Annotated in this window: 13 protein-coding genes, 7 tRNA genes and 1 pseudogene; 10 read left to right on the forward strand and 11 right to left on the reverse strand. The window is 70.7% G+C overall.

Annotated features, from left to right (window positions below; genetic code table 11):
- Positions 1-3: 3 nt before the first annotated feature.
- Positions 4-222, reverse strand: a complete 219-nt coding sequence (locus B7K22_RS00250; protein WP_084037820.1) for a hypothetical protein — start codon at positions 220-222, stop codon at positions 4-6.
- 198 nt (positions 223-420) lie between these two features.
- A complete protein-coding gene (locus tag B7K22_RS00255; protein WP_084037821.1) occupies positions 421-1,620 on the reverse strand; it encodes a phosphotransferase in 1,200 nt (399 codons plus the stop codon).
- A gap of 274 nt (positions 1,621-1,894) precedes the next feature.
- Here B7K22_RS00255 and B7K22_RS00260 point away from each other — a divergent pair, with 274 nt between their 5' ends.
- Complete coding sequence (locus B7K22_RS00260) at positions 1,895-2,557, forward strand: ZIP family metal transporter (protein WP_234983240.1); 663 nt, start codon at positions 1,895-1,897, stop codon at positions 2,555-2,557.
- Positions 2,558-2,575: 18 nt separating this feature from the next.
- On the opposite strand, the gene B7K22_RS12385 is transcribed toward B7K22_RS00260, so the two are convergent.
- From B7K22_RS12385 to B7K22_RS00270, 3 genes and pseudogenes are all read right to left on the reverse strand, one after another.
- Positions 2,576-2,977: a TylF/MycF/NovP-related O-methyltransferase gene (locus B7K22_RS12385; RefSeq protein ID WP_144276173.1), complete on the reverse strand. Its 402-nt coding sequence runs from the start codon at positions 2,975-2,977 to the stop codon at positions 2,576-2,578.
- 35 nt (positions 2,978-3,012) lie between these two features.
- Positions 3,013-3,330: pseudogene (locus B7K22_RS12445) on the reverse strand (TylF/MycF/NovP-related O-methyltransferase); the annotation flags it as partial.
- A 70-nt stretch (positions 3,331-3,400) separates the two neighbouring features.
- Positions 3,401-3,472: transfer RNA gene (locus tag B7K22_RS00270), tRNA-Val, on the reverse strand.
- Positions 3,473-3,581: 109 nt separating this feature from the next.
- Here B7K22_RS00270 and B7K22_RS00275 point away from each other — a divergent pair.
- Both B7K22_RS00275 and B7K22_RS00280 read left to right on the forward strand, forming a co-directional pair.
- A complete protein-coding gene (locus B7K22_RS00275) occupies positions 3,582-5,105 on the forward strand; it encodes a HAMP domain-containing sensor histidine kinase (protein ID WP_084037824.1) in 1,524 nt (507 codons plus the stop codon).
- Positions 5,102-5,782 carry a response regulator transcription factor gene (locus B7K22_RS00280; RefSeq protein ID WP_084037825.1) on the forward strand — a complete coding sequence of 227 codons (681 nt, stop codon included), beginning with the start codon at positions 5,102-5,104 and terminating at the stop codon, positions 5,780-5,782. The genes B7K22_RS00275 and B7K22_RS00280 overlap by 4 nt, the downstream gene beginning before the upstream one ends.
- A gap of 22 nt (positions 5,783-5,804) precedes the next feature.
- On the opposite strand, the gene B7K22_RS11755 is transcribed toward B7K22_RS00280, so the two are convergent.
- The 5 genes from B7K22_RS11755 to B7K22_RS00310 form a co-directional block, all read right to left on the reverse strand.
- Complete coding sequence (locus tag B7K22_RS11755; RefSeq protein WP_144276175.1) at positions 5,805-6,302, reverse strand: hypothetical protein; 498 nt, start codon at positions 6,300-6,302, stop codon at positions 5,805-5,807.
- A 170-nt stretch (positions 6,303-6,472) separates the two neighbouring features.
- Positions 6,473-7,003 carry a hypothetical protein gene (locus tag B7K22_RS11760; RefSeq protein ID WP_144276176.1) on the reverse strand — a complete coding sequence of 177 codons (531 nt, stop codon included), beginning with the start codon at positions 7,001-7,003 and terminating at the stop codon, positions 6,473-6,475.
- Positions 7,004-7,181: 178 nt separating this feature from the next.
- The gene (locus tag B7K22_RS00300) at positions 7,182-7,673 is read right to left on the reverse strand and encodes a hypothetical protein (protein ID WP_084037829.1); all 492 of its coding nucleotides are present in this window, start codon (positions 7,671-7,673) and stop codon (positions 7,182-7,184) included.
- Between the two features lie 107 nt (positions 7,674-7,780).
- Positions 7,781-8,647, reverse strand: a complete 867-nt coding sequence (locus tag B7K22_RS00305; protein WP_084037830.1) for an aminotransferase class IV — start codon at positions 8,645-8,647, stop codon at positions 7,781-7,783.
- Entirely contained in the window at positions 8,644-9,738 is a 1,095-nt protein-coding gene (locus B7K22_RS00310) for a chorismate-binding protein (protein WP_084037831.1), read from the reverse strand. The genes B7K22_RS00305 and B7K22_RS00310 overlap by 4 nt, the downstream gene beginning before the upstream one ends.
- Positions 9,739-9,851: 113 nt before the next feature.
- On the opposite strand from B7K22_RS00310, the gene B7K22_RS00315 reads away from it, so the two are divergent.
- From B7K22_RS00315 to B7K22_RS00345, 7 genes are all read left to right on the forward strand, one after another.
- A tRNA-Gly gene (locus B7K22_RS00315) sits at positions 9,852-9,924 on the forward strand.
- Positions 9,925-9,958: 34 nt separating this feature from the next.
- A tRNA-Cys gene (locus B7K22_RS00320) sits at positions 9,959-10,029 on the forward strand.
- Position 10,030: 1 nt separating this feature from the next.
- A tRNA-Val gene (locus B7K22_RS00325) sits at positions 10,031-10,105 on the forward strand.
- Between the two features lie 134 nt (positions 10,106-10,239).
- A tRNA-Gly gene (locus B7K22_RS00330) sits at positions 10,240-10,312 on the forward strand.
- Between the two features lie 33 nt (positions 10,313-10,345).
- Positions 10,346-10,416, forward strand: a tRNA-Cys gene (locus B7K22_RS00335).
- A gap of 1 nt (position 10,417) precedes the next feature.
- Positions 10,418-10,492: transfer RNA gene (locus B7K22_RS00340), tRNA-Val, on the forward strand.
- Between the two features lie 57 nt (positions 10,493-10,549).
- Entirely contained in the window at positions 10,550-10,825 is a 276-nt protein-coding gene (locus B7K22_RS00345; protein WP_084037832.1) for a PLDc N-terminal domain-containing protein, read from the forward strand.
- On the opposite strand, the gene B7K22_RS00350 is transcribed toward B7K22_RS00345, so the two are convergent.
- The gene (locus tag B7K22_RS00350; RefSeq protein ID WP_084037833.1) at positions 10,822-11,415 is read right to left on the reverse strand and encodes a DUF1684 domain-containing protein; all 594 of its coding nucleotides are present in this window, start codon (positions 11,413-11,415) and stop codon (positions 10,822-10,824) included. The genes B7K22_RS00345 and B7K22_RS00350 overlap by 4 nt on opposite strands.
- Between the last annotated feature and the right edge of the window lie 75 nt (positions 11,416-11,490).

The following is an 11,490-nucleotide window of genomic DNA, read 5'->3' on the forward strand; positions in this document are numbered from 1 at the left end:
GCGTCACCTGAACCCGTCGGCCTCCCGCTGCTCGTCCTGGTCGGCTCGCTCCGTGGCCTCGTCCTCCACCCAGCTGGTCGCTATCGGAACCTCGGGGTCCACTCCCTCGGGAACGACATGGTCGTCATCCTCCTGCACGGCATCCTCGTCGGCCGCGCCGTCGTCGACGGGGTCGTCGGGCAGTGCGTGCTCGGGGTCCTCGGGAACGTAGGGATCGGGCATGGCGGCTCTCCTCTCGTCGGTGCTGTCGGTCGGGACAACGGCGCACGGCTGCCGACGCTTCCCCGTGGGCAGCGCCGAGCGTGCGAGTGGGGACGACGGCCGCTCGTCCCGTCGAGCTGCCGGGAGCCGATGCACGGGCGGAGAAGTCGAGAGGCGCGGGGCGCGGGCAGCGGTGGCTGAGACGCGGCGACGCGTGAATCAGGCGAGCAGGCGGCGCTCGCACACCGCCTCGGCCACGTCGAGCCACGCGCGCCCGTGCGCGGGGTCGTCTGTGCCGGCGGCGAGCGAGAGCACGTTGGCCGCGACTCGCGCGCGCAGCTCGCGCTCGTCGTGGCGCTGCGCGAACGCCGCATAGATGCGTGCGGCCTCGCGCGGGACATGCGTGTACCCGGTCGCGTCGAGCTCGGGAAGGACCAGTAGGTGAGCAACCATGCAGGCGCAGTCGTCGATCGCCCGGCCGGGGCCGAGGGTGTCGAGGTCGATCAGCGCCACCACCTTGGTCGGGTCGCTCGCGCTGTCGAGGTACACGTTCGCGGGATGGAGGTCGCCATGAGTGGGAACCGGCAGCGAGGAAGGCACGCTCGCGAGCACCGCCTCGATCTGCGAGCACAGCGCGGTGACGCGCGTGGCGTCGAGACCCTCATCGATCGCCATGGCCGCGTACTCCGCCGCACGGTCCGCGACGGCGGGCCGCGCCGTGAGCGCGACGGCGTCGTGCGGAAGGTTGTCCATCGCCTCGATCAGCATCGAGGGATCGATGGTGGCCGCGTCGGAGCCGTCGGGCCGGTGCAGCGCACGAGTCATCGGCACGCCGTCCGCCTCCTGAACGACCACGATCCCGTCGCCGGCGTCCACGGCGAGCGGAGCGAGCTCCACGAGTCGGTGCCTCCTCAGCATCGCCTCGGCGCGGTCGGGCCTGACCACCTTGACGTACCAGGTGCGCCTGCCGTCCTCTGAGGTGGTCTGCGCGCGCAGGACGGCCCGCCGCATGGGCCGCAGCACCAGCATGTCCAGCGAGTCGATGGAGATGTCGCGGCCCGTGGCCTCCGCCAGACGGGGAGCGAGCTCGTCGGGCACCGACGCAGCCGCGAGGCCGGGCAGATACGGGTCAGCCGGGTGACGCCAGACGTACACCTCGCCCACCTCGGACGACAGCCGCACGGCCTTGCAGGCGGCCCGCTGCTCGTCGGTCAACCGCACGGTGCTGGCGACCAGGTAGATCCGCTCTCCGTCAGCGACCACGTCGTAGCCTGCCGACGTCTCCGCTCCCGGGCGCGCGTTGACGGCGTCGAGCGACCAGCTGTCGAGCTGCGTGTGCGTGGTCGCCAGCGCCGCCGTGAGGATCCCCTCGGCCTCAGCGCCCGTCAGCATCGTTGCCGCAGCGTGCTCGCCTCCCATGGGGACATCACACCACGTAGAGCGCCGATGCGCCGGCAAGGCCACTGGCACGTCGCCGGTGTCACGGTTCGCGGGATGCGCAGCTCTCGAGGCAGGCACGCTCGAGTGGCGGAGGCGCTGAGGTGTTGCCACGATGTGATCAGGCGTGGCGAGTCGCTGCGGTGGCCCGCTGCGCGGGAGCGCCTCGCGCAGGTCGCGCGTCACGCCGGGGTTCGAGCGCCAAGGGGGCGATGAGATGGGCGGGTTCCTGGAGGCTGTCGGGGTAGGCGTTCTGGTGCAGTCGTCGTTGCTGCTCGCCGGCGTGATCGTGTGCTGGGTGAGCTTCTCGCGGAGATTCGTCGGCCTTGCTGCAGGCTTCGGCGCAGGAGCGCTCGTGGCCGCCGTGGCCTTCGACCTCATCCCGGAGGCGGACACGCTCGGCACGTGGGAGCTCACGCTCGGCATGGCCGCTGGCGTCGCGATCTTCCTCCTGGGCGACCGGCTGGTGTCGCGCCGCTTCGCCAAGCGCGGTGACGGCGAGGCGATGGGCATCGTGGTGGGATCCGTCGTCGACGGCGTCCCCGAGTCCGTCATCCTCGGCATCCAGATCGCCACCGGCAACCCCCTCGGGGCTGCGTTCGTCGCCGCCGTATGGGTCTCCAACATCCCTCAGGCGATCGCGCCATCGGCCGACCTCGCGGCGTCAGGGTGGTCGGCAGGGCGCCTCGCTCGCCTGTGGAGCCTGGTGGTTCTCGCCTGCGGCGCCGCGGCCGGGATCGGCTACCTCGTGACCGAGTGGACCGGCGCGGCGACCGGCGCCTGGATGGCGGCCATCGCCGCCGGCGGCCTGCTCGCGATGCTCACGGACTCGCTGATCCCGTTCGCCTACGAGCGCGCCAAGGACCTCGCCGGCGTCGCGACCGTGCTGGGGTTCTGCCTCGCGCTCGGAGGCTCCTGAGCACAGGGCGACGAGCTGTTACCTGGTACGACGCAGTGACAGGTTCTCGTCCAGGTGGCGCCGCTCGAACTCCGGATGCGCGGCCATGAAGGCGTCCGTGGCCGTGCGTGCGCCTTCGTACGTGAGGTAGTCGTCGACCACGATCACGCCGCCCGGGCTCACGAGCGGCGCCACCGCTTCGAGGCAGTACGCGACAGGGTCGTGCCAGTCGCAGTCGATGTGCACGAGCGCGAGCGGCCCCACGCCGTCAGCGACCATCGGCCAGGTCTCGTCGAACAGGCCGCGGTGAAGGGAGACCTGGCCATCGCGGGGGTCCACCCCGTGGTCGGCCAGCGCGCCTTGAACGGCTTCCAGCAGATCGTTCCTGTACCCGTAATACTGGTCACCCCGAATGCCGCGGCTGCGCCCGCTCTCGATGATCGCGAAGCGCTCCCTGGCCTGCTCACCGTCGTCGGCGCCGGAGCCGGAATGAGGCCGAACACGTCGAAGCCGTGCAGCCGTCTGTCGGGCGCGCCCACGGCGAGCGCGACCGTCACGCCCCCGAGCGCCACGCCGAACTCGGCGATCGCGCCAGGCACCCGCGCGCCTTGCACCTCCTGAAGCGCCTGCTCGAGACGGCGCAGCTTGACCGGCGAGAGGTACGTGAGGCGCTCGCGGATCACCGCGCGCGCGATGGGACTCAAGCGCGCGAAGGCCGCGACCTGACGGGGAGCTTCGATCGCCCGGCGCGCGATGGCCACTGGCGAGGATCCGGGGCTCATGAATCCCGACATTAGCGGGCCACCCCGCGTCGGGAACGGAGAAGGCCCCGGGACCGATGGTCCGGGGGCCTTCTCGCTCGGGTGGGCGATACTGGGATCGAACCAGTGACCTCTTCCGTGTGAAGGAAGCGCGCTACCACTACGCCAATCGCCCTGAGCGGTGTCCATAGTAGCGCCTTCCTGGCCTTCCGCGTGACCACGGTCTCCCCGCCGATGAGAGAAGTCTCATCCCCCGGCGCCATGCCCGATGGAACACTGATCCCATGACCGAGGCGCCCGACAAGCAGGAGCGACGGCGCCGTCGGCCGCACTCTCCTCAGGTGCGCACAGCGATTCTCACCGCCGTCATCGTCCTCACCGGTCTCGCTCTCGTGGTCTCCGGATGGGTCGCGGCGCAGCTGCAGACCCTGCGCGTCGCCGATCGCGTCGATGACGACCTGCGCGCCTCCGCCGAGGAGTTCAGGGTGCTTGCGACCGTCGGCATTGATCCGGACACGGGACAGCCGTTCACGTCCCCGGAGGACCTCGTGCGCACGGCGATGGAGCGCATCATCCCTGCACGGAACGAGGGCGTGCTCGGATTCGTGGGCGGCGAGATCCGCTACACGTCGCGCGGCGCGGAGCTCGCGCTCGAGGATGATCCGCAGCTCATCGCGCGGCTCGAGCCCTACGTGACGGCTGACGAGTCGGAGCTGGTGACGATCACCACGGATCGGACCACCTATCGAGTCGCGACCGTCCCCGTCCGCACGGCACCGGACGGCTCCTTGGCCGAGGGGCCCGACGACGCCTCGCCCAGCTTCGACTCCGTCGCGGCGCTCGTGCTGGCCTACGACCTCGACGCCGAGCTCGAGGAGTTCAATGAGGTATTCATCATCTATGCGGGCGTCGGCGCAGCGGCGCTCCTCGTCGTCGCGCTCGTGGGATGGGCCGTATCCGGACGCCTGCTGCGCCCGGTCAGGGTGCTCGCGGACACCGCCCGGCGCATCGGCCGCGAGGACCTCAGCGAACGCATCCCGGTTGCGGGCAGCGACGACCTCGCCCGCATGACCGAGTCGGTCAACGAGATGCTCGACCGCATCGAGGCTGCCTTCGACTCCCAGTCGCGACTGGTCGGTGATGTCAGCCATGAGCTGCGCACCCCGCTCACGATCGTGCGCGGCCATCTGGAGGTCATGGATGTCGACGACCCTGCCGATGCGCGCGAGGTACGAGCGCTCGTGCTCGACGAGGTGGCCCGCATGAACCGCGTGGTCGCCGACCTGTCGACCCTGGCAGCGGCCGAGCGGCCCGACTTCGTCCGTGCCGAGCAGCTCGACCTCGGCGACCTGACCGACGAGGTGTTCGACAAGGCCGTGGCGCTCGGCCCCCGCACGTGGCATGTCGAGTCACGCGCCGAGGGGACGATCGAAGGCGACCGCGAGCGGCTCACTCAGGCGTGGCTGCAGCTGCTCGCCAACGCCGTCAAGTTCTCCGACGACGGTTCGCGCATCGCGATCGGGTCGAGCATCGAGCATGGGCGGGCGCTCCTGTGGGTCACCGATGAGGGCCCTGGAGTGCCGGAGCCGGACCGCGCCAGGATCTTCGAGCGGTTTCAGCGCGCCGGCGACCGCTCGCCGCACGGCTCAGGCCTGGGACTCACCATCGTGCGGAGCATCGCGCACGCACACGAAGGCGACGTCTCCGTCGACTCGACCGTCGGCGAGGGCTCGACCTTCACCATCGACGTCCCCGCCGCCGACGCCTTCGATGGCGACCGCACACCGACCCCGCAGGAGGACCAGTGACCCAGATCCTGATCATCGAGGACGAGGAGCGCATCGCGTCCTTCGTGTCGAAGGGACTCGAGGCGGCCGGGTACGCGACGCTCACCGCGGGCACCGCGAGGGAGGGATTCGACGCGGCGATCGTCGCCGAGCCCGATCTGGTGATCCTTGACCTGGGACTGCCGGACGAGGACGGGATGCAGCTGCTCGAGCGCCTGCGCGGATCGGGCGTCACCGTGCCGGTCATCATCCTGACCGCCCGCCGCTCGCTGGACGACACCGTGGCGGGGCTCGAGGGCGGTGCCGACGACTACATGGCGAAGCCGTTCGGCTTCGATGAGCTGCTCGCACGCGTCCGGCTGCGCCTCCGGACCGACGAGGCGGGCACGTCGACGGTCATCGAGATCGGGCCGTTGTCCCTCGACCTGCACGGGCACCGCATGCTCGTCGACGGCAAGGAGGTCGATCTGTCGGCACGAGAGTTCGCGCTCGCAGAGACGCTCATGCGCCACCCCCGTCAGGCACTCACGCGGGAACAGCTCCTCTCCCAGGTGTGGGGCTACGACTTCGACCCCGGCTCCAACGTGGTCGACGTCTATGTGCGCTACTTGCGCGCGAAGATCGGCGCGGCCCGGATCCAGACAGTGCGAGGAGTCGGCTACCGACTGGTGCCGGAGGCGTCAGGGAACGACGCGTAGGCCGGCCCGAGAGCCGGCGTGGTCAGTCAGCCGACGCGCTTGATGGGGCGCTCGCGGCGCTCGCCGCACTAGCGGGGGTCGCGGGGCTCAATGGGCTCGCGGGAGTGGCCGGGCTGGCCGGTGATGCCGGCGCGGGTGCGGACGCGACCGATGGCGCGCTTGCTGCGGGCGCGCGTTGCGTGCTTGGTGCCGACGGCGCGGATGCGGCAGACGCCGGAGTCAGCGGCGAGACCACGCTGACGCGCGGCTGCACCGCGGAGTCGGCGCTCGAGACCGCGGGTGCGCTCACCGCGGTGACGGTGCTCACGACGCTGACAGCCGTGACGGGAGTCACGACCGCGACGCCAGGACTCAACTGGATGGAGGCGGGTTCGCCCACCACGCCCTCAAGGTCGGAATCGATCTCGATTCCCGGACCGAGGTCCGCACGCGCCTCGCCTACGGTGGAGAATGCCACCGCCGCACCGATCCCGACGATGCCGAGCGCTCCCGTCACGGTCCACCATCCCTGGCGTTCCATGTCGCACTCCTCCCACTCACGTTGCCTGGTGATTCCATCCTCGGTGCGCTCGATGAGAGAACGAGGAGACTCACATGAGAAGCGCACTCCGTGAGCCAGGACTCGCCACGAGCATCAGCGGCCGCTCCATCCCTGGGACGGAACGGCCGCATGCCGGGCCTTGAGGGGTGTCAGTCCGCAGACCGCGCTGAGGGTGCAGAAGCGGGCGTCTTGGCGCTGGCCGGAGTCTTGGGGCTGACCGGGGACTTGGGCGTCACCGGGGACTTGGGCGTCACCGGGGACTTGGGCGTCACCGGGGACTTGGGCGTCACCGGCGACTGCGCCGAATAGACCGGGGTCGTGGGCTTCGAGGTCTTCGCCGGGGTCGCCGCCTTGGACTCGGTGGACTCCCGGGGCGTCGCGTTCTCCGTCGCCGACTTCGCGGGGGCCGCTGCCGACTGCACCGACCGCACGGTCCGAACGGAGACCACGGTCTTCGCGCTGACGGGCGTGACTGCGGTGACCACGGTCGACGGGGTGAAGGTCGAGCTCACCTTCACGATCGCGTCCTGCGTCGCGGCGGGCGTGGTCGCCCGGTCCAGCTCGACCCCCGGTCCGGTGTTGCGGTTCGTGGAGGCGCCGGTGTCGGCGAGCGCCACGGTGCCGCCGATCGCGATGATGCCGAGTGCGCCCGTCACGGTCCACATGGTGCGCCTGTTCATCTTCCTGTTCCATCCTCTGTCTCGATGTGTGTCGGGGGACTGAGAACCACTCTCCTCCCGCTTGGTGAGGCCCTGAGGAGACCGAGGTGAGAGTCCTCTCATCATCGAGGCACGACGGCTCGTCAGACCCTTGTGGCCGCCCCGCCCTCAAGCGGAACGGCCACGACGTCGATGGCGGTCAGTCAGAGGAACCAGCGGAGGGCGCGGAGCCTGCGGACCCGGCCGATGCGGCGGAACGCGGGCTGGCAGGGCTGACGGGGCTCTGCGGGCTCACGGGCGACTGAGCGCTGACGGGGCTCTTGGCGCTCACCGGTGACGGAGCACTCACCGGCGACTGCGCGGACGCTGGGCTCTGTGGGCTCACCGGCGACTGAGGCGTCACCGGTGATGCCGGCGACGTCGGCGATGCTGGCGACTGCGGCGAGACCGTGGATGCCACGCTCGGTGGCGTGGTCGGACTGGGCGTGCTGGCAGCGGTCACCGCGGTGGACGGGCTCAACGTCGAGCTGACGTTGACGACGGCTCCGCCGGAGGTCGTGCCGCGGTCGAGCTCGACCGCAGGACCCACGACGGGGTCGTCGCCCCTGCCCCCGTCTGCGATGGCGACGGTGCCGCCGATCGCGATGATGCCGAGTCCGCCGGTGACGGTCCAGATGGTGCGCTTGTTCATGATTCCCTCTCCCTTGTCGGCACCCGATCTGGGCACCTGGGAACCACGGTGGTCGGCGGGCGTGAGGCGCCGAGGAGAGAGCCGTGAGAGTGCTCTCATCACTCGGGTCAGCGTCGGCTGGGGACCGCCGGGTCGGGATTGCGCTCGGCAGCGAGCTCGTAAGCGGCGCTCACCTTGCGCAGCAGCGGCCCGGCGGCGATGTCCTCGCCGTCGAGGCTGGAGACGTGCTGAACACCTCGGGTCGAAGACGTGACGGCGAGGTGCGCCTCGCCGGCGAGCACCTCGTCGAGCACGCTCATCGCCAGCTCCCCCGGCGCCGCGACCCTCATGGGCAGCGCGGCTCGCACGCCCCACTCGAGGGCGAGGCCTCGCGTGATGCCCGCCAGGCATCCGGAGGCCAGCGGCGGAGTCACCACCTCGCCGCCGCGCTCGACGAACACGTTGGTGGCCGTGCCCTCGCACAGGTTGCCGAAGGTGTTGGCGATGATCGCCTCGTCCGCGCCCTTCGACCGGGCGTACTCGACCATCACCACATTCTCGGCGTACGAGGTGGTCTTGACGCCGGCCAGCGCCGAGCGCTCGTTCCGCTTCCATGGCGCGCGCACAGCGCGGCACGTGTGCGGCCTCGGCGCATCGACGCCCGTGACGATGAGGGTAGGAGCGCCGTCGCCGCGCGCGGAGCCCATGGGACCCGCACCGGATGTCACCGTCACGCGCAGGCGCGTGACGACTCCCGCACCCATGACGGCCGCGATCGCCTCCCGCACGGCCGCGCCGTCGGGCATCCCCAGGCCCATGCGGTCCGCGGAGTACGCCAGCCGCGCGAGGTGCCTGCTCAGCGCGAACGGGACACCGTCGCGGACCGCGAGGGTCTCGAAGACGCCGTCCCCGACGGTGAAGCCGTGATCCGTCGCCGCGACGACCGGTTCCCCGGGCTCCCGCAGCGTCCCCCCAGCCCAGACGATCGGATTCATGCCTGCATCCTTTCAGTGGATGCCAGGGCGATCAACCGGTTGGCCTTGAGTTCTGTCTCCTCCCATTCCGCCGCCGCGTCAGACCCCCAGGTGATGCCAGCGCCCGTGCCGAAGTGCAGGATGCCCGCCGTCCACCAGAAGGTCCGGATGCCCACCGCGAGCTCGGCCCTGCGGCGGTCGGCGTCCACCCATCCGATGGCCCCGCAGTACGGCCCGCGCGGCGCGTTCTCCTCGCGCGCGATGATGCGCAGCGCCGCGGACTTGGGCGCGCCCGACACGGAGCCGGGCGGGAACGTGCCGGACAGCAGGCCCGGCCACATCTGGGAGGTCCACCGGTGCGATGGCGCGAGCGTCACGCTCACCGTCGACTGCAGATGGGTGAGGCCAGGGAGCTCGTGCTCGCCCAGGAGCTCCGGCACCGCGATGGAGCCTGGCTCGGCCACGTGGGCGAGGTCGTTGCGCACCAGGTCGGTGATCATGACGTTCTCGGCGACGTCCTTGTCCAGCATCGCGGCGCCAGGGGCGGCGGTGCCCTTGATCGGACTCGAGCGGACGGCGTCGTCGTCGATGGCCAGATAGAGCTCGGGGGACGCCGACACGATCCAGGTCGCGGGCGCTGACGCGCTGCCGGCCCCTGCGGGAATCACGATGCGCGATGCGTACCGAGCCGGATTGCCCACGGCCAGCCGTTCGCTCAACGCGACGGCGTCGGGAGCCGTCGCTCCTGCTCTCAGCGGAGCGCTCAGCACTCGGCAGAGATTGACCTGGTAGACCTCTCCCTCCCGGATGTCCGCGCGAATCGCCTCCACGCCAGTCATGTACGCGTCACGCGACATCGACGACGACCATGCCGACGGCGCTGGGCCGAACCACGGGCGACCGCTCCTGGCAGGCGACCGGGACGAACGGTCGACGTCTGCCATGCGCCACGCATCGACCCGACCGTCGAAGCCGCCCACCACCACCCAGAAGCCGTCGTGGGCCAGACGGTGACCGTCACGGATGGCGTCGATGTGCTCGACCACTCCGCTCGCGCGGACCCCGCGGAACTCGGCGCTGCCGACGCCGTCCGGCCGGCTCTGTGCTGCCATGGCTCCACGGTAGTGGGCGCTGAGCAGGAGCCCGCGCGGCCCGTCCTCCCCGTTTTGTGTCCCCGCGACGAATGGGCTAGAGTTCCTATCTCGTCAGGGCAACGCCCCGACACGCGGACGTGGCTCAGTTGGTAGAGCATCACCTTGCCAAGGTGAGGGTCGCGGGTTCGAGTCCCGTCGTCCGCTCGTAGGTTCCTTGCCAACCTCAGTTGGCGACCACGGTGGGTTGGCCGAGAGGCGAGGCAGCGGCCTGCAAAGCCGTATACACGGGTTCGAATCCCGTACCCACCTCGGGCGATTGGCGCAGCGGTAGCGCGCTTCCCTGACACGGAAGAGGTCACTGGTTCGATCCCAGTATCGCCCACCACGCAGGCCAGGCCGTCCCGGATCCCCGGGGCGGCCTGAGTCATATCCGGGCCACTGCTGTGCCGTGTCGGTGCTCGGTGCGGGCCCGCGCATCGGCTATCCTCGTCTACGGCCCGATGCGCGTGCACGGGCCATGCGGACGTGGCTCAGTTGGTAGAGCATCACCTTGCCAAGGTGAGGGTCGCGGGTTCGAGTCCCGTCGTCCGCTCGGAGCGCCGAGGCCCTCGGGCCGAGGCACTGCGGTGGAGTGGCCGAGAGGCGAGGCAGCGGCCTGCAAAGCCGTCCACACGGGTTCGAATCCCGTCTCCACCTCGGGCGATTGGCGCAGCGGTAGCGCGCTTCCCTGACACGGAAGAGGTCACTGGTTCGATCCCAGTATCGCCCACCACGGCAGAGCCGCCCCGACAGGGGCGGCTCGCGTGCCGCCCGCCACTATCCTCGGGGCATGCGCATGGAGCCCAGTCCCCTCGTCCCGGTCACCTACGACGCCTTGTGGGGCTTCCTCGCTCTCGGCCTCGTGGTGATCACCGTCGCGGCGGTGATCTCGCAGCTGCGTCACTCCTCGGTGCTGTCGGGGCGCGTGCTCGCAGTGTGGCTCGTCATCACCGTTGTGTTCCCGCCGCTCGGAGGCATCGTGTGGTTCGTGGCCGGCCGTCCGCCCGCCCATCGGGATCGGGCGAGGGCCGCCGCCGATGGCGAGCGCCCGCAGCTCGACGACTAGTCGAGCGCGACGTACCGCTCCCCTGCCTCGACCGCGACGGCGAGCGTGTTGCCGGGCCCTGGCAGCGGGCACACCCAGTCGCTCGAGTACGCGCACGAGGGCTGGAACGCGAAGTTGAGGTCGATCACCAGCGCATCCCTGTCACCGCCCAGGTCGGCGCCCTTCACCGTGTCGAGCACGTAGCGCCCGCCGCCGTAGGTGCTCTGCGACGCATCACGCAGGGGGAGGAAGACCCCGCCGCCGTAGGAGTCGAGCCACCACACGTCGAGAGCTCCGAGGCCCGGCAGGTCGATGCGGCCGATGCGCTCGAAGGGCACGACGCCGTCGGTGGGCGTGGGAACCTCGCGACGTTCGCTCTCCGCGGGCTCGACCGCGACCTCGAAGCGGTATGCGGGGTCATAGGGGGCGACGTCTGCCGTGAAGCCGTGGCGATGCTGCGGCGGCACGGGCGAGGCAGGGTGCCGGGCCAGCAGGCGGTCGCGCCCGGCCACCCAGTGACCGTGCGCACGCTCCGGCCGCTCCTCGGCTCTCACCTCGGCGTAGAGAGTCGCCACGCGTGCCCGCCAGTCTCGTACGTCCCAGGAGTCCATGGCCGTGCAACCTCGGCAGCGGCGGGGAGATTCCGGCCAGCACGAGACATGACCGTCACCTCCATCTGCGAGGAT

Source organism: Demequina sp. NBRC 110053 (genome assembly GCF_002090095.1).
Classification (GTDB): Bacteria; Actinomycetota; Actinomycetes; order Actinomycetales; family Demequinaceae; genus Demequina.